The sequence below is a fragment of the Geobacillus proteiniphilus genome, assembly GCF_001908025.1.
GTDB lineage: Bacteria > Bacillota > Bacilli > Bacillales > Anoxybacillaceae > Geobacillus > Geobacillus proteiniphilus.
This window is the reverse complement of sequence record NZ_MQMG01000027.1, coordinates 16,033-36,965: the sequence shown is the minus strand read 5'-3', so window position 1 is coordinate 36,965 and position 20,933 is coordinate 16,033. Positions and strand designations below refer to the sequence as shown.

Sequence of the window (20,933 nt, the reverse complement as noted above, 5' to 3'; positions counted from 1 at the left end):
TTCTTCCCCCTTTAACTTAATCGTTGTCTGGCATCAGCCGCACGTTTTAACGCTTGGCCGATGAAATTTATGCACAGCATCATCACTAAAATAAGCAATGATGCAGGCAGCCATACCCACCATTTGTTTTGCAAAACATCCGGGTTGGTCGCATAGCTGACCAACGTCCCTAAGCTCGGCGTGCTTTCCGGCAGCCCGAATCCGAGGTACGTGAGCCCGGATTCAATGCCAATGTTGCCGGCCAAATTCAACGTCAAATTGACGATGATAATGGAACTTAAATTCGGCAAAATTTGAAACAAAATGATTTTCCAATCCGGCGTCCCAAGTGTCTTTGAGGCGCTGACGTAATCCAGCTCACGCTCAGCGAGCGTTTTCGCACGGATCAGTCGAGCCTTGCCGGTCCATAAAAATGCACTCATAATCAAAATAAACGTCAATACATTGTATTTCGGCACAATCGCAACAAATACAATCACAAGCATCAAAAACGGCAAGACGAGAATGAAGTCAATGATGCGCATAATGATATTGTCAACCCAGCCGCCGAAATAGCCGGCCACCAATCCGACAATGAGGCCGATCACCCCAGTGATGAGCGTAATGGCCAAACCGATCGTAAACGAATTGCGAGCACCGATGATGAGCTGGCCGAACACGTCGCGGCCGCCATAGTCCGTGCCAAGCCAATGTTCCGCTGATGGCGGCGAGTGAATGGCTAAAAAGTCCACTTTCACAATTTCCTCTTGATCTAAAAAAAGCGAGGCTCCATAGACGATGAGCAAAATGATTGTCAGCACGATGAGCGAGCCAAGCGCGAGCCGGTCATGGACGAGCTCCCGCCACATAATGGAGAGGGGGGAAGGGCTTTTCTCGACGTTCGTCCCGACCGCCGTTGGGCCGTTTGCTTCCAGTTTCATATCCTCCGTCTTCCTCCCTTTCTACTCAATGCGAATGCGCGGATCAACCGCACTTAATATAATGTCAGATAATAACGTTCCGACGAGGGTGGCTACTCCGGAAATCATGACGAGCGCCGTCACAACGCTGTAGTCGCGCTGCATAATCGACTGCAAAAACAGCTGTCCAAGCCCAGGATAACTGTAAATGGACTCCAAAAAGACCGATCCGCCGATTAAACCGGTAATTTCATAGCCTAAAAACGCCGCAATCGGCAAAAACGAATTGCGCAAAATGTGCCGCCAGTAAATATGCCGCTCCGGCACCCCTTTGGCGCGTGCCGTTTTTACGAAATCTTTCACTTTCGTATCAATGATTTCGCTGCGCAAATATTGAATGGTCACCACTGTGTTAATGAGCGCTCCGGACAAGGCTGGAAGCATGAGATGGTTCAATTTGCTTAAATAATAGGCCAGCGTCCCTTCCTCAACTTGAATATCCACGCTTCCGCCGGTCGGAAACCAACCGAGATGGAAGCCGAAAATAAACAACATAATCAACGCAAAGATAAATAGCGGGGTGGCATAACCAATGTAACTGTAGCCGACAATGAGCTTGTCGGCCCACGTGTCGGTCCACCGTCCCGACACAATGCCAAGCGGAATGGCGATGAGATAGGTCAAAATTAAAATAGCCGCCGATAACAATACGGTATTTCCGACCCTTCCAGCCAGCAAGTCCGTGACCGGCTGCTGATGGGTATAAGACAGGCCAAGATCGCCGTGCAACATGTTTTTCACCCAGCGGATGTACTGAATATGTACCGGGTCGTTTAACCCGAGCTTCTCTTTCATCTCTTCCAATGTTTGCGGATCCATTTTCGGATTGGCAGCCAGCTGGCCGGTCAACGCATCGCCTGGCATCGCCTTCGCCAGCAGGAAAATGAGGACGCTTAACAAAAATAGCTGCGGAATCATGATCAAGATTCGACGCAAAATAAACTTCAACATCGTTCCGTCTTCCCCTCTTTACGGAATAGCCACGGAGTGAGTCGGCGAAATGGGTTTAAGCGGATACGCTCGCCCGTTTTCATCGAAATAGTGCGAATACGCTTGCGCATATTCTTCTTCCACTTCTCGGCGCAGCGCCGCCTGTTTGCTGCGATCGCGTGGATCGGCGTTCGGAATCGCGGACAAAAGCCGCTTCGTATAAATGTGTTGTGGATTCGTGAAAATGTCTTCACTCGTCCCTTCCTCGACAAGCCGGCCGCGGTACATGATGCCGATTCGGTCGCACATATGGCGGATGATGCCCAAATCATGGCTGATGAACAAATACGTAAGGCCATATTCTTGCTGAATGTCTTTCATAAAGTTCAACACTTGCGCCTGCACAGAGACATCGAGCGCCGAAACCGGCTCATCGGCGATGATCAGCTTCGGATTGAGCGTAAGCGCGCGGGCGATGCCGATGCGTTGGCGCTGCCCGCCGGAAAACTCGTGCGGATACTTATAGATCGACTCGGCGCTTAACCCGACCCGCTCGAGCACGTACTGCACTTTTTTCCGCTCCTCTTGAGGCGACAATTTTTCAAAGTTGCGCAACGGCTCGGCGACAATATCGAGCACGCGTTTGCGCGGATTGAGAGACGAGTACGGGTCTTGGAAAATCATTTGGATGTCTTTCCGATACGCATGAAATTGACGCCGATTCAGCTTTGTCAAATCCGTCCCTTCAAACAGCACTTCACCGGCCGTTGCCCGAATAAGGCCGATGATCGTGCGCCCCGTCGTCGTTTTGCCGCAACCCGATTCGCCGACAAGCCCGTACGTTTCCCCTTGATTCAAAGAAAAGCTAACATCGTCCACCGCGCGGACATGGTCGATCACGCGGCGGAAAAAACCTCCGCGCACCGGATAGTATACTTTCAAATGGTTGACGTTAAGAAGCGCCATAGCCGACCCCACCTACCGTTTGATCATCGGGAAAATAAAAATGTTGGTAACATGTGCAACGCACCCAATGCCCCGGCTCCACTTCCCGCAGCTTCGGATCCGGTTCGTGCTTATCCGCCCCAATCCAGCTGATGCGCGGCTGGAAGCGGCAGCCTCGCCGCGGCAGCTTATGCAGCGGGGGAACGATTCCTTGAATGACGTGAAGACGTTCCTTTTTCGTCTGCGCGGACGGGATTGACTGCAACAACGAGCGAGTGTATGGATGAAGCGGGCGGTGGAAAATGGTATCGACGTCCGCCCATTCAACGATTTCCCCGGCATACATGACCGCCACACGGTCCGCCATTTCCGCCACGACCCCTAAATCGTGCGTGATCAAAATAATGCTCGTTTTCATTTGCTGCTGCAATTCTTTCAAAAGCCCCATAATTTGCGCCTGAATCGTCACGTCAAGCGCTGTAGTCGGCTCATCGGCGATCAATAAGGCTGGCTCGCAGGCGACGGCGATCGCAATCACGACCCGCTGCCGCATTCCTCCGGACAGTTCGTGCGGATAGCGATGGTACACTTTTTCCGGTTCAGGAATGCCGACCCGCTCAAGCAAGCGGATCGTTCGCTTCTTTTTTTCTGCCCCCGACAGCCGTAAATGATAATCCATGCTTTCCTCGATTTGCCGGCCGACGGTCATGAGTGGGTTGAGCGCTGTCAACGGATCTTGGAAAACCATCCCGATCTCTTTACCGCGGATTCGGTTCAATTCGGAAACAGATAACGACAGCAAGTTCGTCCCTTTAAACTGCAGACATCCTTCTACTTTCGTCTTCTCCGGCGGGTGCAGCCCCATGATCGAAAGGGCAAGGGCGCTTTTTCCGCACCCTGACTCGCCGACAAGAGCGACGACTTCGTTTTCCCCAATCGTCAAGGAAACATCATCTACTGCCGCATAATAGTCGCCGTCGATCTGAAACGAAACCCGCAATCGATCAATTTCCAACAATGGTTGTTTTTCCAATGCGCCTTTCCCCTTTGATTTAGTGTAACGAAATTTTAGACTATATATAATTCTATGATAATATTCTATCACAATTTTTTGTAAGTTCAATATTTTTTGTAATTTTATCCTTCTCTTATTTGTTTATTTAGAATAATGTTTTATAAAATAATAAGGTCGTGCAAAGGATTTTTCGCCTTTTTTTCTTCATGTTCGTCGAACAAAAAATTCGACTTTATTTCACAGGCGTAAGGATGGTGTACCATTTTTATAAAAAATATGAATCTTCACCAAAAATTGAACTTGACTGTTCCAGAACATGCCTTACTTACGCCTATAAGAAAAAAATCAGCAAATCAATGATTTTGATACATGGCGGCTCAAGAAAACGCCTTGCTTGTCAAGTACATGTTGTAGTGATGTGCCCTTTTATTTCTAAACTTGACGAGAATGGTTAGTCACCCTCTCCTACTCGACAAAATGCCAAGAAGAGGGGACATGCACCGCGTCCATCGTTTTATACAGTCAGTGGAAAAAATACAGCAATCGTTCGACAAAAATAGACAAAAATAGACAAAAACATGGTAGAATGATATAGTGCACCTTATTTTTTCGCAGATTGGAGGATTGCTTCCGCATGGACAAGCAGTCGATCATGACGCATTATGGGGCGCTTTACTTTTTTATGCCTGCCGTGCAATGGGTGGTGAATGAACATGGGGTGATTGTCGATATGAATGACTATGCCGGTGCATCGTTGGGCTACGATCGGGTTGAGCTCATCGGCGCCCCGTTTCAAACTATTTTCCATCCTGACGACTGGGCGTCCCTCGCCCACTTGCTTCCTCAACCGGCCGATGAAGCGGTTCGCACATTCACGGCCAGAACGGTGCATAAAACCGGCAAATTATGCGCTGTTCGCGTGCATATGCGTTGGAAAACATTGAACGATACGCCGTTCCTCCTCGTCTCGTGCTCTGACATGACCGCTGAAACACATGCGGAGCGGCTGCTCGCTGAACAGACTCACATTTTGAAGCAAATCGCCAAACACGAGCCGCTCGATGCCATTCTCACGTCCATTGCCAAGGCGGCCGAAGCGTTGCGGCCGCCAGCCGTTTGTTCGATTTTGCTTGCCGATGACAACGGGCGACGCCTTTACCATGGAGCAGCGCCAAGCTTGCCATCCGCTTATATCGAAGCCATGAATGGAATCGAAATCGGGCCGCAATCTGGATCGTGCGGCGCGGCCGCCTACCAAAAAGAGGTCGTGATTGCAAGCAATGTGGCGAATGACCCCCGCTGGACGTCTTATGCGCAATTCGCGTTGGCGCACGGGTTGAGAGCTTGCTGGTCCATGCCCATTCTCTCATCATCCGGCCATGTGCTCGGAACGCTGGCGTTTTACTATCCGACCGAGCGCGAACCGGAGCCGGAAGATATGGAGATCATGTCGGCGCTGTCATCGCTCGCGAGCCTCGCCATGGAACATGAGGGAACAAGGAAAGCGCTCGAAGAAAACAGACGGCTGTATGATTCCCTGTTCCATTACCATTATGATGAGCTCACCGGATTGCCGAACCGGCGTCGATTTTTGCAGCTTGCCAAGGCAATGCTGCCAAAACTGAAAGAAACGAAACAACACGGCGCCATTTTGTATATTGATTTAGACGGCTTTCAATATATTAATGATTCGTTCGGCCATCATATCGGCGACGAGTTGCTTCAACAGACGGCCGCCCGGCTTCGTGAGCGCGTCCATCCCCATGGCATCGCTGCCCATATGAGCGGAGATGAATTCATCGTGTTGCTCGCGCCAGTCGATGGACACCAAGAAGCATCAGCCATAGCGGAAGACTTGCTGGCGCTCATCGCCCAGCCGTTTTCACTCGCCGAACAAACCATTTTTATAACGGCCAGCATCGGCATCGCTCTTTTCGACGGTGAGCAAGCCAATGCGGACACGGCCATCCGCCAGGCGGACATGGCCGCCATGGAGGCGAAACGGAAAGGCAAAAACAGCTATTGTCTTTATGAAGAAGCGCTGCAGCATCAGCGCCTTCCCAATGTATTTTTGTTAGCGGATTTGCACCAAACAGTCAAACAAAACATGGATGGGTTCGTCCTATTGTACCAGCCGATTGTCGATGTGCGGACAAAAGCTGTTTCCGCTATGGAAACGCTCATTCGTTGGCATCACCCCTCCAAAGGGATTGTGCCGCCAAGTGATTTTATTCCACTTGCAGAGGAAACGGGTCTCATTATTCCCATCGGCGAATGGACGATCCGCCAAGCATGCCGGCAGCACGAACGTTGGCGCCGTCAAGGGTTCATACCGGTTCGAATGGCCGTCAACGTTTCCGTCAAAGAGTTGCACCATCCGCAATTCGCCGCCCGCGTGGAAGCCATTTTGGCGGAGACGAATATGAGGCCATCGTGGTTGGAACTTGAAATTACAGAAACGATCGCCATTTATCAAGAAGCGACTATTTTGGCCAATTTGCGCCGGTTGAAAGAGATGGGGGTGCGCTTGTCCATCGATGATTTCGGCACCGGCTATTCCTCACTCGCCTATTTGAAACAGTTGAACATTGACACCGTGAAAATCGACCGTACCTTCATCGCCGATTGCCCCCATTCGCACTATGGCAGCATCATCACAAGCACGATCATCTCCCTCGCCCGCCATCTTGGCATGAACGTCGTCGCCGAAGGAGTAGAGCGCGAGGAACAGCTCGAGTACTTAAGGGAAAAAGGCTGTCAAGAGGCGCAAGGCTACTTGTTCCGGCCCCCCATGCCGGCAGATGAAGCAGCTGGCCTGCTAGCACGCAGTATCGAGCGAAGGACGTAAAAACGCGGATGCCCGTCATCAGGGCATCCGCGTTTTTCAATCATTTAAACGCCATCGCTGCCTGCACGGCTTTTTTCCATCCGGCATACAGCGCTTCTCTCGTTTCCGTTGCCATTTGCGGTTCGAACCGGCGCTCGAGCTGCCATTGGGCGGCGATGTCATCCCGACTGCTCCAGTAGCCGACCGCCAGCCCGGCCAAATACGCCGCACCCAAAGCCGTCGTTTCATTAATGACCGGACGTTCGACCGGAACGGCAAGCAAATCGCTTTGAAACTGCATAAGGAAATTGTTTTTCACCGCCCCGCCGTCAACGCGCAACGTGGTCAGCGAGATGCCGGAATCGGCTTCCATGGCGGCGAGCACATCTTTTGTCTGGTAAGCGAGCGATTCCAACGTCGCCCGGATGAAATGCTCTTTCGTTGTGCCGCGCGTGAGGCCAAACACCGCCCCGCGCACCTCGCTGTCCCAATACGGCGTGCCAAGGCCGACGAACGCCGGTACGACATACACCCCGTCGGTCGACTCGACTTTTTCGGCGTATGCTTCGCTATCAGCCGCGGTTTTGATCATCCGCAAGCCGTCGCGCAGCCATTGAATGGCCGAACCGGCGACGAAAATGCTGCCTTCAAGGGCGTATTCGACCTTGCCGTCAATCCCCCAGGCGATCGTTGTGAGCAGCCCGTGTTTCGATTGCACCGCTTTTTCCCCCGTATTCATCAGCATAAAGCAGCCGGTGCCGTACGTATTTTTCGCCATCCCTTCCGTAAAGCACGCCTGGCCGAACAAAGCCGCCTGCTGGTCGCCCGCGGCTCCCGCGATCGGCACCTCCACGCCGAAGAAATGATGCGGAACCGTTTTCGCGTATACTTCCGAGGACGGGCGCACCTCAGGAAGCATCGCCTTTGGCACGTTTAAAATCGCAAGCAGCTCGTCATCCCACTCGAGCGTATGAATGTTAAACATTAATGTGCGCGACGCGTTCGAGTAATCGGTTACATGGGCGCGGCCGCCGGACAGCTTCCAAATGAGCCACGTATCAATCGTGCCAAAGAGCAGCTCTCCTCGCTCCGCCCGTTCGCGCGCCCCCTCGACATGGTCCAAAATCCATTTCACTTTTGTCCCGGAAAAATAGGCGTCAATAAGCAAGCCGGTTTTTTCGCGGAATAGCGGGTCATATCCTTTCGCTTTCAGTTCATCGCAAATGCCGGCCGTCTGCCGCGACTGCCAGACGATGGCGTTGTAAATCGGGTTGCCGGTGTCTTTCTCCCACACAACCGTCGTTTCCCGCTGGTTCGTAATGCCGATCGCCGCCACTTGTTCCGGCTTCACTTGCGCCTCGGACAAGACGCTGGCAATGACAGCAAGCACCGATCCCCAAATTTCATTGGCGTTGTGCTCGACCCAGCCGGGCTGCGGAAAATATTGCGTAAATTCTTTTTGCGCCATATGAACGATTTCGCCCTTTTGATTGAACAAAATCGCGCGCGAACTCGTTGTGCCTTGGTCGATGGCTAAAATGTATTGATTCATGACATTCTTCCCCCTTCTCCTTTATTTGCTTACAAACCCCGTACGCCAACTAGAGAGAACGGCGGCTTGCGGCGCTGACTGTTTTTCCTTTTGCCATCTTCGCCGCCGCCAAAACGACTGCGGTTGCCGCCAGCACTCCCCATAATGCGCCTGTCGGTTTTCCCAAGAAAACGGCTTTATAGACCAAACTGCCTAACGCACCCCCAAGCAGCGGTCCGACGATCGGCACCCACGCATACGCCCAATTTGATGACCCTTTCCCTGGGATTGGCAACAAAAAGTGGGCTAAGCGAGGTCCAAAGTCTCGGGCCGGATTAATGGCGTATCCCGTCGTACCGCCGAGCGACAGTCCAATCGCCACGATCAAAAAACCAACGATAAACGGATTGAGCCCATCAGCGAATTTGTTGGCGCCAATGGCCAAGATGGCCAGAACCAACACAAACGTTCCGATGATCTCGCTAAGCAAGTTGGCAGCCGTATTCGGCACTGCCGGACCCGTCGCAAATACGCCAAGCTTGACACCCGGGTCGTCTGTTTCCTTCCAATGCGGCCAATAGTGGAGATAGACGACGGCAGCCCCAACCATAGCGCCAAGTACTTGTGCCAACACATAGCTAGGGACATCTTTCCATGGAAAATCACCGCTTATGGCCAATGCCACTGTCAGCGCTGGATTGAGATGGGCGCCACTATACCGGCCGACAGCGTATACGGCCACGGCCACCGCCAGCCCCCACCCCATCGTAATGACAATCCAGCCCGAATTGGCCGCATATGATTTCTTTAAATTGACCCCGGCGCACACACCAGCGCCGAAAATGATGAGCAGTGCCGTGCCGATGAATTCCCCTAAAAATGGCGACATTTGTTCTCTTCCCCCTTTTCATTCGTGATTTCTTCTGCCATTTCCTTCTTGGGCGGCCCCTCCGGAGGGTTAGCCGTTGGGTGGAAAAACAAAAACCCACACGCTTCCCCGCTAAGCAACGAGGAATATGTGTGGGTCTCCGCTTCTCCACCACAACGTTATTAACTTGCTTTTAGCATATCATCTGTTGAAAACGCTGTCAACCTATTTCTTCGGCAAAATTTGCACGTAATCGAAGTCGAGCGTATCGACCGCGTCTTCGATATGAAGGCGGGTGATGAACCGGTACGACCGACCTGGGCGCGATGGCGGCAATGTTTCCGGAATCGTGTAGGAAAACGGGATTTCCTTTTTTTCGCCCGGCTTGATCGAAAACGCTCCGGCCGCCGGAATGACGGCGACAATGGCATCCAGTTCCTTGCCGTTTTCGATCGTTTTTTGCACGAGCTCCACATCGAGCCGCTCGATCATCTGTTCCACCGTTCCGCCGTAAATGTGGACGATCCCTTGAATCATTTCTCCTTGGCGCCATAACGATTTATTTAAGATCAAGTCGACGTGCGCCGACCCGACCCCGACTCTTGACATCATTTTGCGCAATAACACCGTAGTCACCTCTTTGTCTCTCTTGTCATATCATCATACGAAAAAACGAAGCCGCCTGTTTCAACGCAAGCCAAAAAATAAACAGACGATGCTGGCGCGGCACGTCTGCCCCTGGGAGAAACAGGGACGAATGCGGCTCGTTTTGTTACCGCTTACATTCGAGATTACCGCATTCGCCTTCCGCTGTCAATTGGTTATTCGTACACATTTTCGTTTTCGATAATGTAATCGATCCGAATGACCGGGACGTCCTGTTGCTCGACTTCCGCGACAATCAAGCCGACGCGGTCATTGTAGATGCAAAACGTATCCTGCCCTTTGCGGAACGCCGACTCTCCGTACGAAAGAACCATGTGGTAAATTTTATTGTCGCTGAAATAACGGCGGCTGACCCGGCTCCCTAACCGGACGATCACTTCTTTTCCCGCGATTTTCCCGCGGTACATCCGCTTCTCCCCCTTTTTGTCGTTCCTATTCCAATGTATGGCCGTTGTTGCCCGCTCATGACTTTTTCTCCCCCTGCGGCCCGTTTTCCTTTTCAACGCATTGTTTTTCGGGCCGGCAAACAACTTTTTTCGGAAATTTCCTTTCTTTTGCTTGACGCGGCCAACCGCGGTAGTGTATAGTAAAGTCATCACATAACAGAATATATTTCAGGCATTCAACATGAAGGCGCATCTTGGATGGCTGTGAAGTATATTTTGTTATTTGATAAAAATCTTGAGGTTAGCCGAACAGGCTAAAGGTATTAGGAGGAATTCAGTATTATGCAACGTGGTAAAGTAAAATGGTTTAACAACGAAAAAGGTTATGGTTTCATCGAAGTGGAAGGCGGTTCGGACGTATTCGTCCACTTCACGGCGATCCAAGGTGAAGGGTTCAAAACGTTAGAAGAAGGCCAAGAAGTTTCGTTTGAAATCGTCCAAGGAAACCGCGGACCGCAAGCAGCGAACGTTGTCAAATTATAAGACTTCGTTGACATAGACGAGAGAACGGGAGCGGAACGAGAGGCACCCTGCTTAAGCAGGGTGCCTTTTTCATTGCGATTTGCATAGATTCAACCAAGCGGCAAACAATAAAGAAAGGGAGGTGTTCATATGGCCAGACGCGATGCCGACGTACATACGGGATACAACGACGTAAAGCAAGTGGAAATGTTCGTCGAAACGGCGGAAAAAATGGTCGGCCAGGCAACGATGCAGCTCGACCCTGAGATGCTTCACCATGCCGAACAAGCGGTGAAAAACGCCCGCGACCAATTGGCGCGCGCTCGCCAGGAAGCTACGGGCGTCGACGGTGATTTTCTCGCCCGCTGCGAACAAACATTGGCCCGCGCCGAACACCAGCTTCGCGAGGCGCGGCAATAACAGCAAAACGGAGCTTCGCTTGGCGAAGCTCTTTTTGCACCGTCTATCAGGCGGAGGACAAACAACGATTTCCTTTTGGAGTGAAAAGAAGAACAGCTTTTGAGATTTCTCTATGTTGAAACGTATGTTCTGTTAAATCACCGGCCTTCTCAACGCATCCGCTTCCTCAGTTCAAACGCCAAAGCTTGCCTGGTCGCAGCCGGCACCGCCCCAGGCTCGCGAAAGCGCAGATTGCGGCTCCTATCGCCCGCACCAACCGCCTCTTGAAAAAATTCCTTCATTACCGACGCGGACGCGGCGGCGCTGATAGGAGCATCTCCCCGTACTGCCGCATTTGTTCCCCGACCGTGCATTGCTGGATGCAAAACGACTGGGCGTACGTTTTGCCGTACTCTTTCCGGAACGTGCTTTTTAAAAAGCAGCCGTCGCAGTACGTTTCCTCCAGCCAAGCGATTTGGTCCAATATTTCTTTGCGTCGGTTCCGCTTCTTTCCCATACGACCTTACCCTTTCTCTGTCAATTCCGTTCGACTCGTGATGATCTGCCCTTCAAGCGCCTGGCGGGCGAGCGAATCTGCCTCTTTATTTTGTTTGCGCGAAATCGGCTCGTACGCCGGCTCGATGTGAAGCTCGCGCATTTTCGCTTCAATGCGGTCAAGCCAGATGTTGAAATCGTCCTCAAAACACGGCCAATCGCCGGACAGCTGCTTTAACACGACGTGGGAGTCGCCGCGGAACGTCACCGGCAAATGATGGACGCCAAGTTCCTCGAGCAGCTGCATAACAAACCAAAACGCCGCATACTCTGCCTCATTATTGGATTTGATTTCGCTGAGCCGGCGGTTGGCGCGCAGCCGGTAGCGATGGTCGTTTTGCTTATAGTATACGACCGCGCCGACGCCGCCTTGGGACGTCTCATGGTCAAAGCCGCCGTCGAAATACACAACGATCTCATACGGCTCGCCGGCGATCTCCTCAAGCAGCTTTTGCAGCTCTTTTTTTGACCACACCGTGCCGTTTCGATCGACGAACTCAACTGTTTTCGTCCGCCCGGTTTTTTCAAAATCATCCGCCAAAGCGAGCGCCTTTTTGGCATCGACCCAATCGGAGACAAGAAACGCCTCTTGTTTTTTCGGCGTGATATACGTCCAGTGGATTTGTACGTCCAACTCATTGTCACCCTTCCGCGTGGCGATGATCGGAGCTGGTTTTTATTTTACCACACTTGCGCCCTTGTTCATTACCTAATATTATGCGCAATTTCTTCTTGTATCAACCATTTTGCCGCAGGCGCCCATCTTTTTTCCAAAACCGTATGTTTTTTTCGACCTATTTATGATACACTAGCGGCTAGCAGCTGATAAATAGGGTTAACAAGGGGGAAATCACATTGAAGCAACAAACCATCGCGGATTTAAGCTTGTTAGTGGTGACGTTCGTCTGGGGGGCGACGTTCGTCGTCGTCCAAAATGCCATTTCGTTTTTGGAGCCGTTGTCGTTTAACGCCGTTCGCTTCAGTTTGGCTGGCTTGTTGCTTCTCACTTGGATCGCTGCCGCTTCCCGCCCATTGCTCGGCCAGTTGTCATGGCGGCTCATCGGCGCTGGGGCGTGGATGGGGCTATGGCTGTTTTGCGGCTACGCATTCCAAACGATCGGACTGTTGTATACCACTTCCTCGAAAGCCGGCTTTATTACCGGACTGAGCGTTGTTCTCGTTCCATTGTTTTCCTTTTTGATTTTAAAGCAAAAACCGTCTGTGAATGCGGTCGTTGGAGCGGCACTTGCTACGTTCGGCCTGTATTGGCTGACGGGCGGAGCGGAGCTGTCGCCCAACCGCGGCGATCTATTCGTCTTTTTTTGCGCCATTTCGTTTGCCATGCACATCATCGTCACTGGCCAATATTCCTCCCGGTATTCGACGCTGCTGTTGACGATGGTGCAAATTTTTACCGTCGCCGTCCTTTGTTTCTTCTTTGCCTTTTGGTTTGAAGACGCCGCGCAAATGTGGAATATGGCGGTGCTCCGCCGTCCGGAAGTATGGGGGGCGCTCGCTGTGACATCGCTGCTGGCGACGACCGCGGCGTTTCTCATCCAAACGGCGGTGCAAAAATATACGACTCCCGCCCATGTCGCGCTCATTTTCGCCATGGAGCCGGTGTTCGCCGCTTTGACCGCCTACCTTTGGGCTGGAGAGCGGCTGTCGCCATCGGCCTGGCTTGGCGGCGCTGCGATTTTGGCCGGCATGATTTTCGCCGAACTGCCAAGCATGCGCCTCTGGGGCAGACGGTGGCGGGAAAAGCGGAACATCCCATCGTAGCCGCAACGGTTGCTCTTAGCGAAAAACAGTGAAGCTTTTGGGAGGCTAGAGGCGCTCCGTTGGTCATCATCCCATGCCGACGGCGCCTGACGCGCTTCGCTGCCTGAGGCTGTCAGGCGCGACGCCGACAACCCCAATGCGATAAAGCGCCCGCGGCCATGCCTAAGAGCGCCCCGCCGACGACTTCGATCGGCTCGTGCCCGAGCCGGGCGCGCAACTGCCGCTGTCGTTTGTGATAAACGGTTTGTTTTGGATCTCCTTCCAGCTTTTTCACTTCCTCGGCAAGCTCGTTCAGGCGAAGGGCGAGTTCGCCCGCTTGGCGCCGCACCCCTTGCGCATCGTACATGACGATCAGTCCAAACAACGCAGCCAAGGCAAAATCGATCGTGCGCACGCCTCGCTCGAGGGCGATAAATGTCGCCAAGGCGGAAACACCGGCAGAGTGGGAGCTTGGCATTCCGCCGGTTTCGAAAAAGAGCCGCCAGTCCCACCGGCCGGTCTCCAGCTGCTTGATCGGGATTTTCAGAAACTGGGCGAGCGCGATTGTCGCGAGCGCCGTCTTCAGCCCCTTGTTCATCACGCCTCCCTCCTTTGCTTATATTTTGGCCAAGGGTGGCCATACTATCCGTAAAGAGCGGAGGTGAGAGCAATGACCAAAAACGGCGGCCGAAACCGCGGCACGAAGGCGCCGGGCGTCAACCCGCAAGGCTTTGGCCAAGACGGAACGTTCACCCCGGATCCAAAAAGCAAGCTTGAGAACGCAGCGAAAAAGCTCAACACCAAATAAAAGCAGGCTTCCCGATATGGGAGCCTGCTTTTTGTCGTTATTGTTTCACTTTCGCCAATTTTTCGCGCAACACCATTTGCAAAATGCCGCCGTGGCGATAGTAGTCGATTTCGACTTCGCTGTCAAAGCGGACGATGACCTCAAATTCTTTCTTCTCGCCCGTATCCGGGTTCGTCGCCGTCACTTTGACGAGATCGCGCGGTTTGACGTTTTCATCGATGTGAATGTCGAACACTTCTTTGCCCGTCAAGCCGAGCGTCTCCGCATTTTCGCCTTCTTTGAATTGCAACGGCAGGACGCCCATCAAGACGAGGTTCGAGCGGTGGATGCGCTCAAAGCTTTCGGCGATGACCGTTTTAATGCCGAGCAAGAACGTCCCTTTCGCCGCCCAGTCGCGCGAGCTGCCCATGCCGTAGTCTTTGCCGGCGATGACGACAAGCCCAGTGCCGTCTTGTTTATATTTCATGCACGCATCGTACATCGACATCACTTCGCCGGTCGGCCAGTACGTCGTATAGCCGCCTTCCGTGCCCGGCGCAATTTGGTTGCGGATGCGGATGTTGGCAAACGTGCCGCGCATCATCACTTCATGGTTGCCGCGCCGCGAACCGTACGAGTTGAAGTCTTTCGGCTCGACGCCTTTCGAGATCAAATATTGGCCTGCCGGCGTGTTTTTGCCGATCGACCCAGCTGGCGAAATATGGTCAGTCGTGACCGAATCGCCGAACTTGCCGACGACGCGCAAGCCGGTGAGAGGTTCGACTTTGCGCACTTCCGGCGACAAGCCTTCAAAGAACGGCGGATTTTGAATGTACGTCGAGTTTTCATCCCATTGATAAAGCGGCTCATCCGTCGTTTCGATGGCGTTCCAGCGCGGATTGCCGTCGAACACGCGCTCATATTCTTTGCGGAACAGTTCCGGATCGACCGCTTGTTTCACGACGGCTTTTACCTCTTCCATCGACGGCCAAATGTCGCGGAAGTAGACGTCATTGCCGTCTTTGTCTTTGCCAATCGGCTCGTTCAACAAGTCAATGTCGACCGTGCCGGCGAGCGCATAGGCGACAACAAGCGGCGGCGATGCCAAATAGTTGCCTTTGACAAGCGGGTGGATGCGGCCTTCAAAGTTCCGGTTGCCGGATAGGACGCTTGTCACAAGCAGATCGCTTTCCGCGAGCGCTTTTTCGAGCTCCGGCGCAAGCGGACCCGAGTTGCCGATGCATGTCGTGCAACCGTAGCCGACGACGTTGAAGCCGAGCTGTTCAAGATACGGAAGCAGCCCCGAGTCACGCAAGTAGCCGGTGACGACTTTCGAGCCCGGCGCGAGCGACGTTTTCACGTATTTCGGCACTTGCAAGCCTTTTTCAACCGCTTTTTTCGCCACTAAGCCAGCGGCGACGAGGACGTACGGGTTCGACGTATTCGTACAGCTTGTGATCGCCGCGATGACGACAGCGCCCGTTTTCAATTTCACTTGTTCGCCGTTCAGCTCGACCGTAATTTCCCGCTCTAAGTCCGCTTCCGTCAAGCCAAAGCCTTGGTTGCCTTGCGGGGCTTTCACCGCGTCGCGGAACGACTGTTTCATTTTCGAGAGCGGGATCAAGTCTTGCGGCCGTTTCGGCCCCGACAAGTTCGTTTCGATTTCCGACAAGTTGATTTCAACGACATCCGTAAACACCGGCTCCGGTGCATCCGGCGTGTAGAACAAACCGTTCGCTTTGCAATACGCTTCGACGACTTGAACGTGATGTTCGTCGCGGCCGGTCAAGCGCAAATAGTCAAGCGCTTCGGCGTCGACCGGGAAGAAGCCGCACGTTGCCCCGTATTCCGGCGCCATGTTGGCGATCGTCGCCCGGTCCGCAAGCGGCAAAGTCGCCACTCCTGGTCCGAAAAATTCGACGAATTTGCCGACGACGCCTTTTTTCCGGAGCACTTGCGTCACCTTAAGCGCCAAGTCGGTGGCCGTCGCTCCGTCCGGCAGCTTGCCTGTCAGGCGGACGCCGATGACTTCCGGCACCGGGAAGTACGACGGTTGGCCGAGCATGCCGGCTTCCGCTTCAATGCCGCCGACCCCCCAGCCGAGGACGCCGAGGCCGTTGATCATCGTCGTATGCGAGTCCGTGCCGACAAGCGTATCCGGGAATGCTTCGTACTCGCCGTTTTCCCCTTCGACCGCGTGAACGACGCTTGCCAAATATTCCAAGTTCACTTGGTGGACGATCCCCGTTGCCGGCGGAACGGCGCGATAGTTATCAAATGCTTTTTGCGCCCATTTCAAAAACTTGTACCGTTCGGCGTTCCGTTTGAATTCCAAATCCATGTTGTACTCAAGCGCATCGTCCGACCCGTAGCGGTCGACTTGCACCGAGTGGTCGATGACGAGATCGACCGGAATTTCCGGGTTGATTTCGTACGGATCGCCGCCCAAATCGGCCATCGCTTTGCGCATCGAAGCCAAATCGACGACCGCCGGCACGCCGGTGAAGTCTTGCAAAATGACGCGCGACGGCTTAAACGGCACGTCAATGTCTTTCATTTCCGGCGTTCCCCATTTCGCCAAGTTTTCGACGTGCTCTTTCGTGATGACGCGGCCGTCGACTTGGCGAAGCACCGATTCAAGCAATACTTTGATCGAGTACGGCAGGCGGCTCACCTGGCCGATGCCCGCTTCTTCAAGCGCTTGCAAACGGTAGTAGTTGTAGGTTTTGCCGTTTACAACAAACGAAGAGCGGGCGTTGAACACATCTTGTTTCGCCATATGTATAACCCCCTTCACTTCACAATAATACTATACTATTTTTTCGCACAAAAGTCGAAAAAATAGCATGAATTCTCCCAATCCCCATAAAGTTCGGCACGACTTTATCTTATTACAGAACAGGACAAGTTGTAAATAATGATTTCCAATGTCTCGCCATATTACTTCCTTACCGCGGCAAAAGAGGAATAAGGCGCCCGTTTCATCGCAAACTAGAAGCGGAGGTGAAACGAATGGCGAAGCGAAAAGCAAACCACGTGATCCCTGGCATGAACGCCGCCAAAGCGCAAGGAATGGGCGCCGGATACAACGAAGAGTTTTCCAATGAACCGCTGACCGAGGAGCAGCGCCAAAACAACAAAAAACGAAAAAAGAACCAATAGCGTGGCGGCCATTTCGCCATCCCGGCCTGCCATAGCATGCAAAAAGGGAATGTCCGCCGCCGGCATTCCCTTACTCGTTTTCATTGACTTCGTCAACGATCGCCTGCAAATCGCTGCGGAATTTTTCGAGCTGCACGCGTTGTGTCTCCGAGGCAACTTCGAGCGCGTTTTCAATTTGGGCGAACGCCTCGTTTACTTCTTGCCGAAGATGGGTCAGCTGGTGGCCGTAGTCGGCTTGATCACGCACCAAGTGATCGTGCCATTCTTTCGCTTCCATCGTCGCCTTTTGCGCTGCTTGAAACGCCTCTTGCTTCGTTTTATGGTAAACCATGGCTCGTCCCTCCTTCGCAGTCATCGCGGTCGTTCACTACTTATCGTTTCAAACCGGGCGCAAATTATGCGCCGAATAAGCGAAAGCACAACGCCGCATGCTAACGGACAAAGGAGGGACAACAAATGACGAACAAAAACGACGGCAAAGATATGCGCAAAAACGCCCCAAAAGGCGACAATCCTGGGCAGCCGGAGCCGCTTGACGGTTCGAAAAAAGTGAAGAACCGCAATCACACGCGGCAAAAGCACAACACAAGCCACGATATGTGACGCAAACAAGCGGAGTTTTCCTTCTCCGTTCAGCCGAGACCGGCGGCAGCCGGGAGGGCTGAACGGCTGGTGCTATTATGTTTACATAATAAAATTATTGTAAAATCAACAAAGCGGGCGGTCGCTAGAACAGCCCGTTGCCGCCCGCCTTGGGTTCATTCCCGTTGAAGCAAATCATCCTCCCCGGGCAACAAGCCGGCCGACGGCGATTATGATTCGGCTGTTTGCCGCTTAAGCGCTTCATACAGCTCCACGAATTCAGCGGCTAAATCCTTGACCGTGATCGCCGTCATTAAATGATCTTGGGCATGCACCATCAGAAGCGTCACCACCGGCTGCCCGCCGCTATGCACAAAACAAAAGAACGAGGCCTTATTCGACCCCGTTCATCTCGTGAAGACATGGTGCCCGATGCGAATCGTCACCGGACGCGACAACATCCATTTGTCTTTTGTGATTTTCGGATTGTAGAAATAAAGCGAGCCGCGGCGATCGTTTGGGAATAAGGCTAGCGCCTTGTCGACCGCCTCGTAATCCTGCTTTGTCGGCTGAATGCGGGTCAATTTCCCCGTTTTGGCTGGTACAAACGCGTAGCCGGATTTCGTTTTTTGATAAATGACGCCGCGCACCGTCTTTGGAAACTCCGGATGCTTTGTGCGGTTTAAAACCACAAGCGCCACTTCCACCTTGCCGGCAAACGGCTCGCTCGAACCGGTCTCCGCTTGCACAAGCTGGGCGAGCAGCTTCCGGTCAGCGGCGCTTAATGAGATCGATTTCTTCTTTGCCGGCGCCGAAGCCGATCGCTTCGCCGCAGCCGGCACTTTCAGCTTTTCGCCGACATAAATAGCATCGCTTTTTAACCCGTTTAACGACTTTAACGAAGCAACCGAAGTATGATATTGTTTGGCGATCTTCGACAACGTATCGCCTTTTTTCACTTGATAGTATGTATACGAGCCAGCCGCTTCCGCCGACAGCTCATGAGAGCTTAACGCCATACAGCAAATGATCGTGAGCGCTGCAATCGTCTTTTTCACTCTGCGCATCCCCCTCATCGTTGCCTTTTGGCTTTTTTTCTTTGTTTACTAGATTAGCAGGCAAAGAAGGGAACGTCACTGTATATCTTTTCCATACAAAGCGGCCGGCGGCTTTCAATCCATTGGCGCTGTAAGGCGGGACAAGCTTTTTTACAGTTGCATTACAGTTGCGTTACGGTTCGTAACAAGCCGCCGTTTGAAACTTGCCAAACAGCAAGCTTTTCGACATAATAGTAGACGAATCTTGCCTATGGCAAAACAGTTGATCATCATGTTGGGGTGGGGATCGTGCTGACCGGATGGTTTCTTTGGTTTATTTTGCTTTGGGTCGTCTTTTTGCTTGTCATGATGTCGATCGGCGGCTTTTTCATGTTCCGCAAGTTTTTGAAGCGGCTGCCGAAAGAAGATGGGAAATCGGAGCTCGACTGGCAGGAATATTACATTGAACAGACGCGCCATTTATGGGGGGAAGAAGAAAAAGCGCTGCTTGAGGAATTGGTTCGCCCTGTGCCGGAATTGTTCCGCGACGTCGCGCGGCAAAAGATCGCCGGCAAAATCGGCGAGCTTGCGCTCAAAGAGCAGGCGCCGCGCATCACACGCGACTTGCTGATCCGCGGCTACATCATCGCAACCCCTAAGCGCGACCATAAGTTTTTAATCCGGACATTGCAGGCGAAGAACATCGATCTCGCCCCTTATAAACATTTATTGGAAAGCCGCTGACGTTCCGCCTTTCGTCTAAGGCTGGCCGGCGGCTTTCGTCTGTTTCAGCATGAAAAAAGCGGCCCAAACAAGCAGCTTTTTAGGCCGGGACCGACGACTTCAGCTCCGTCTGCGGGACAATTCCAGGGAAGCGAAGTGAAGTGGCTTGGCGCAACAAAAAAGGGAGCTGTCCATCAGCGGGACAGCTCTTTATGTTAGCACTGGCGGTTTCAGCTGCGCCGCCAGCTTTCTATACGAAACGTACATCGCAATCCGCCATGGGACGATCATCGAAAACGCGAGCAAATAAAACATGCCGCTTAACTGGCGGTAGTCGATCGTTCGTCCTAAATACGTTTTCAAGCCAAGGCGAATGACAATCAGCCCGAGCAAAATCCAAATAAAGGATTTTGAGCGTTTCAAATAAATATCGTTGCCGCGGATTTCAAATTTTGACGTTTTAATGAGAAACAGCGAGAAAAACAGGCCGAGAATGACCGCTTCGATGAGCTCCCCGCGCGTAACGCGAAAGACCGGATCGATGAACATCAGCGCCCCGGTGCTCATAAACAGCGGCGGCAAAATAATTTTTTTGGCATTCGTCGGCTTTTCCGACGCCTTCATGCGCACAAAAAAGATGAAAAACGCCATCACAACGGCGATGAGCGATGTAATGAACGCCAAAGCCATCACCTTCTTCCGACAAAATTCACGGACAACGCTATTATAGCAAAAACCGCTCCGCTTGCCTACCGTCCTCTAAAGCCGCCCCCGCCTTCGCCAAACATCGCGCTCGCTTCATCCCTCTCGCTTGCCAAGAGGAACGCAGCCAGCTGTTTTCCAGCGGTCATAAGCCGGCGCCTTCCTATGCCGTACGAAGCCAAAGCCCGCTTACAAAAGACGGGCAATCGCCTCGAGCACGCGGGTTTCTTCAAACGGCTTGACGATGAAGTCAGCCGCTCCGGCTTCAATGGCCTCAACGACCATACGCTGCTGCCCGAGCGCCGAGCAGATGATGATTTTCGCCCCGGGATCGATCTCCTTAATCGCCCGCACCGCTTCAATCCCATTCATGACCGGCATCGTAATGTCCATGATGACAAGATCGGGGCGCAGCCGGCGATACAGCTCGACCGCCTCTTTGCCGTTTTCCGCCTCGCCGGCTATTTGATGGTCCTCCTTTTCCAAAATGCGCGCCAGCGTTACCCGCATAAACTTCGCATCGTCAGCAATTAAAATGGCAGCCATCTTTCCATCTCCCTCTCCTCAACGATATTC

The 20,933-nt window shown here is 52.8% G+C and carries 24 protein-coding genes and 1 pseudogene; 8 read left to right on the top strand and 17 right to left on the bottom strand.

Going from position 1 to position 20,933, the window contains the following annotated elements; translation table 11 throughout:
• Positions 1-11 precede the first annotated feature (11 nt).
• Genes BRO54_RS10570 through BRO54_RS10555 form a run of 4 tightly spaced genes read right to left on the bottom strand, consistent with a single transcriptional unit; the run spans position 12 to position 3,867 of the window.
• Complete coding sequence (locus tag BRO54_RS10570; protein WP_074043889.1) at positions 12-920, bottom strand: ABC transporter permease; 909 nt, start codon at positions 918-920, stop codon at positions 12-14.
• 21 nt (positions 921-941) lie between these two features.
• Positions 942-1,910 (bottom strand): oligopeptide ABC transporter permease, encoded by a 969-nt coding sequence (opp4B, locus tag BRO54_RS10565; protein ID WP_074043888.1) that lies wholly within the window; start codon positions 1,908-1,910, stop codon positions 942-944.
• 18 nt (positions 1,911-1,928) lie between these two features.
• Positions 1,929-2,855: an ABC transporter ATP-binding protein gene (locus BRO54_RS10560; RefSeq protein ID WP_074043887.1), complete on the bottom strand. Its 927-nt coding sequence runs from the start codon at positions 2,853-2,855 to the stop codon at positions 1,929-1,931.
• The gene (locus BRO54_RS10555; RefSeq protein WP_074043886.1) at positions 2,842-3,867 is read right to left on the bottom strand and encodes an ABC transporter ATP-binding protein; all 1,026 of its coding nucleotides are present in this window, start codon (positions 3,865-3,867) and stop codon (positions 2,842-2,844) included. Before BRO54_RS10555 ends, BRO54_RS10560 begins: the two co-directional genes overlap by 14 nt.
• Positions 3,868-4,483: 616 nt before the next feature.
• Between BRO54_RS10555 and BRO54_RS10550 the strand changes: the two genes are divergently transcribed.
• Positions 4,484-6,697: an EAL domain-containing protein gene (locus BRO54_RS10550; protein ID WP_074043885.1), complete on the top strand. Its 2,214-nt coding sequence runs from the start codon at positions 4,484-4,486 to the stop codon at positions 6,695-6,697.
• A 40-nt stretch (positions 6,698-6,737) separates the two neighbouring features.
• Here BRO54_RS10550 and glpK read toward each other — a convergent pair whose 3' ends face one another.
• The 4 genes from glpK to BRO54_RS10530 all read right to left on the bottom strand — a co-directional run bounded on the left by glpK (position 6,738) and on the right by BRO54_RS10530 (position 10,148).
• Positions 6,738-8,228, bottom strand: a complete 1,491-nt coding sequence (gene glpK / locus BRO54_RS10545; protein ID WP_074043884.1) for a glycerol kinase GlpK — start codon at positions 8,226-8,228, stop codon at positions 6,738-6,740.
• 49 nt (positions 8,229-8,277) lie between these two features.
• The gene (locus tag BRO54_RS10540) at positions 8,278-9,096 is read right to left on the bottom strand and encodes an MIP/aquaporin family protein (RefSeq protein ID WP_074043883.1); all 819 of its coding nucleotides are present in this window, start codon (positions 9,094-9,096) and stop codon (positions 8,278-8,280) included.
• A gap of 204 nt (positions 9,097-9,300) precedes the next feature.
• Positions 9,301-9,702, bottom strand: coding sequence for a sporulation protein (locus BRO54_RS10535; protein ID WP_074043882.1), 402 nt, complete (start codon positions 9,700-9,702; stop codon positions 9,301-9,303).
• A gap of 194 nt (positions 9,703-9,896) precedes the next feature.
• On the bottom strand, positions 9,897-10,148 hold the full coding sequence (locus BRO54_RS10530) for a hypothetical protein (protein WP_074043881.1): 252 nt from the start codon (positions 10,146-10,148) through the stop codon (positions 9,897-9,899).
• A 321-nt stretch (positions 10,149-10,469) separates the two neighbouring features.
• Between BRO54_RS10530 and cspD the strand changes: the two genes are divergently transcribed.
• Positions 10,470-10,670: a cold-shock protein CspD gene (gene cspD / locus BRO54_RS10525; protein WP_003251474.1), complete on the top strand. Its 201-nt coding sequence runs from the start codon at positions 10,470-10,472 to the stop codon at positions 10,668-10,670.
• Positions 10,671-10,799: 129 nt separating this feature from the next.
• Positions 10,800-11,069: a DUF2564 family protein gene (locus BRO54_RS10520; RefSeq protein ID WP_074043880.1), complete on the top strand. Its 270-nt coding sequence runs from the start codon at positions 10,800-10,802 to the stop codon at positions 11,067-11,069.
• 280 nt (positions 11,070-11,349) lie between these two features.
• Here BRO54_RS10520 and BRO54_RS10515 read toward each other — a convergent pair whose 3' ends face one another.
• Together BRO54_RS10515 and BRO54_RS10510 are read right to left on the bottom strand one after the other, a co-directional pair.
• Positions 11,350-11,565 (bottom strand): zinc-finger domain-containing protein, encoded by a 216-nt coding sequence (locus BRO54_RS10515; RefSeq protein WP_013145666.1) that lies wholly within the window; start codon positions 11,563-11,565, stop codon positions 11,350-11,352.
• A 6-nt stretch (positions 11,566-11,571) separates the two neighbouring features.
• Positions 11,572-12,237, bottom strand: a complete 666-nt coding sequence (locus BRO54_RS10510) for a ribonuclease H family protein (protein ID WP_074043879.1) — start codon at positions 12,235-12,237, stop codon at positions 11,572-11,574.
• Positions 12,238-12,458: 221 nt separating this feature from the next.
• Between BRO54_RS10510 and BRO54_RS10505 the strand changes: the two genes are divergently transcribed.
• The gene (locus tag BRO54_RS10505; RefSeq protein ID WP_074043878.1) at positions 12,459-13,385 is read left to right on the top strand and encodes a DMT family transporter; all 927 of its coding nucleotides are present in this window, start codon (positions 12,459-12,461) and stop codon (positions 13,383-13,385) included.
• Between the two features lie 112 nt (positions 13,386-13,497).
• Here the strand turns inward: BRO54_RS10505 and BRO54_RS10500 are convergent, their stop codons facing one another.
• Positions 13,498-13,962: a divergent PAP2 family protein gene (locus BRO54_RS10500; protein WP_053413665.1), complete on the bottom strand. Its 465-nt coding sequence runs from the start codon at positions 13,960-13,962 to the stop codon at positions 13,498-13,500.
• 72 nt (positions 13,963-14,034) lie between these two features.
• Between BRO54_RS10500 and sspL the strand changes: the two genes are divergently transcribed.
• Positions 14,035-14,172, top strand: a complete 138-nt coding sequence (sspL, locus tag BRO54_RS10495) for a small, acid-soluble spore protein L (protein WP_011230846.1) — start codon at positions 14,035-14,037, stop codon at positions 14,170-14,172.
• Between the two features lie 37 nt (positions 14,173-14,209).
• Here sspL and acnA read toward each other — a convergent pair whose 3' ends face one another.
• Complete coding sequence (gene acnA / locus BRO54_RS10490) at positions 14,210-16,930, bottom strand: aconitate hydratase AcnA (RefSeq protein WP_033025150.1); 2,721 nt, start codon at positions 16,928-16,930, stop codon at positions 14,210-14,212.
• 233 nt (positions 16,931-17,163) lie between these two features.
• Here acnA and sspO point away from each other — a divergent pair, with 233 nt between their 5' ends.
• Positions 17,164-17,313 carry a small acid-soluble spore protein O gene (gene sspO, locus BRO54_RS10485; RefSeq protein ID WP_033025147.1) on the top strand — a complete coding sequence of 50 codons (150 nt, stop codon included), beginning with the start codon at positions 17,164-17,166 and terminating at the stop codon, positions 17,311-17,313.
• A 70-nt stretch (positions 17,314-17,383) separates the two neighbouring features.
• Here the strand turns inward: sspO and BRO54_RS10480 are convergent, their stop codons facing one another.
• Positions 17,384-17,644, bottom strand: a complete 261-nt coding sequence (locus BRO54_RS10480; RefSeq protein ID WP_033025146.1) for a hypothetical protein — start codon at positions 17,642-17,644, stop codon at positions 17,384-17,386.
• A 125-nt stretch (positions 17,645-17,769) separates the two neighbouring features.
• Between BRO54_RS10480 and BRO54_RS10475 the strand changes: the two genes are divergently transcribed.
• Entirely contained in the window at positions 17,770-17,916 is a 147-nt protein-coding gene (locus BRO54_RS10475; RefSeq protein WP_011230843.1) for a small acid-soluble spore protein P, read from the top strand.
• Positions 17,917-18,125: 209 nt separating this feature from the next.
• On the opposite strand, the pseudogene BRO54_RS10470 reads toward BRO54_RS10475, so the two are convergent.
• Positions 18,126-18,263, bottom strand: a pseudogene (locus tag BRO54_RS10470) (PTS lactose/cellobiose transporter subunit IIA); the annotation flags it as partial.
• Positions 18,264-18,302: 39 nt separating this feature from the next.
• Positions 18,303-18,971, bottom strand: coding sequence for a cell wall hydrolase (locus BRO54_RS10465; protein ID WP_239691247.1), 669 nt, complete (start codon positions 18,969-18,971; stop codon positions 18,303-18,305).
• Positions 18,972-19,241: 270 nt separating this feature from the next.
• Here BRO54_RS10465 and BRO54_RS10460 point away from each other — a divergent pair, with 270 nt between their 5' ends.
• A complete protein-coding gene (locus tag BRO54_RS10460; RefSeq protein WP_011230841.1) occupies positions 19,242-19,676 on the top strand; it encodes a DUF2621 domain-containing protein in 435 nt (144 codons plus the stop codon).
• A 189-nt stretch (positions 19,677-19,865) separates the two neighbouring features.
• Here the strand turns inward: BRO54_RS10460 and BRO54_RS10455 are convergent, their stop codons facing one another.
• The gene (locus BRO54_RS10455; RefSeq protein ID WP_407059689.1) at positions 19,866-20,345 is read right to left on the bottom strand and encodes a CcdC family protein; all 480 of its coding nucleotides are present in this window, start codon (positions 20,343-20,345) and stop codon (positions 19,866-19,868) included.
• A gap of 201 nt (positions 20,346-20,546) precedes the next feature.
• Positions 20,547-20,903 (bottom strand): response regulator, encoded by a 357-nt coding sequence (locus BRO54_RS10450; protein WP_033010344.1) that lies wholly within the window; start codon positions 20,901-20,903, stop codon positions 20,547-20,549.
• Positions 20,904-20,933 lie beyond the last annotated feature (30 nt).

What these genes read in the sequence shown, in the direction of transcription:
- glpK (WP_074043884.1), bottom strand. Translation starts at nt 8,228, where the DNA reads ATGAATCAATACATTTTAGCCATCGACCAAGGCACAACGAGTTCGCGC.
- BRO54_RS10530 (WP_074043881.1), bottom strand. Translation starts at nt 10,148, where the DNA reads ATGTACCGCGGGAAAATCGCGGGAAAAGAAGTGATCGTCCGGTTAGGG.
- BRO54_RS10455 (WP_407059689.1), bottom strand. Translation starts at nt 20,345, where the DNA reads ATGGCTTTGGCGTTCATTACATCGCTCATCGCCGTTGTGATGGCGTTT.
- BRO54_RS10550 (WP_074043885.1), top strand. Translation starts at nt 4,484, where the DNA reads ATGGACAAGCAGTCGATCATGACGCATTATGGGGCGCTTTACTTTTTT.
- BRO54_RS10520 (WP_074043880.1), top strand. Translation starts at nt 10,800, where the DNA reads ATGGCCAGACGCGATGCCGACGTACATACGGGATACAACGACGTAAAG.
- opp4B (WP_074043888.1), bottom strand. Translation starts at nt 1,910, where the DNA reads ATGTTGAAGTTTATTTTGCGTCGAATCTTGATCATGATTCCGCAGCTA.
- BRO54_RS10515 (WP_013145666.1), bottom strand. Translation starts at nt 11,565, where the DNA reads ATGGGAAAGAAGCGGAACCGACGCAAAGAAATATTGGACCAAATCGCT.
- BRO54_RS10450 (WP_033010344.1), bottom strand. Translation starts at nt 20,903, where the DNA reads ATGGCTGCCATTTTAATTGCTGACGATGCGAAGTTTATGCGGGTAACG.
- BRO54_RS10475 (WP_011230843.1), top strand. Translation starts at nt 17,770, where the DNA reads ATGACGAACAAAAACGACGGCAAAGATATGCGCAAAAACGCCCCAAAA.
- cspD (WP_003251474.1), top strand. Translation starts at nt 10,470, where the DNA reads ATGCAACGTGGTAAAGTAAAATGGTTTAACAACGAAAAAGGTTATGGT.
- sspO (WP_033025147.1), top strand. Translation starts at nt 17,164, where the DNA reads ATGGCGAAGCGAAAAGCAAACCACGTGATCCCTGGCATGAACGCCGCC.
- sspL (WP_011230846.1), top strand. Translation starts at nt 14,035, where the DNA reads ATGACCAAAAACGGCGGCCGAAACCGCGGCACGAAGGCGCCGGGCGTC.
- BRO54_RS10570 (WP_074043889.1), bottom strand. Translation starts at nt 920, where the DNA reads ATGAAACTGGAAGCAAACGGCCCAACGGCGGTCGGGACGAACGTCGAG.
- BRO54_RS10560 (WP_074043887.1), bottom strand. Translation starts at nt 2,855, where the DNA reads ATGGCGCTTCTTAACGTCAACCATTTGAAAGTATACTATCCGGTGCGC.
- BRO54_RS10540 (WP_074043883.1), bottom strand. Translation starts at nt 9,096, where the DNA reads ATGTCGCCATTTTTAGGGGAATTCATCGGCACGGCACTGCTCATCATT.
- BRO54_RS10480 (WP_033025146.1), bottom strand. Translation starts at nt 17,644, where the DNA reads ATGGTTTACCATAAAACGAAGCAAGAGGCGTTTCAAGCAGCGCAAAAG.
- BRO54_RS10465 (WP_239691247.1), bottom strand. Translation starts at nt 18,971, where the DNA reads ATGAGGGGGATGCGCAGAGTGAAAAAGACGATTGCAGCGCTCACGATC.
- BRO54_RS10500 (WP_053413665.1), bottom strand. Translation starts at nt 13,962, where the DNA reads ATGAACAAGGGGCTGAAGACGGCGCTCGCGACAATCGCGCTCGCCCAG.
- acnA (WP_033025150.1), bottom strand. Translation starts at nt 16,930, where the DNA reads ATGGCGAAACAAGATGTGTTCAACGCCCGCTCTTCGTTTGTTGTAAAC.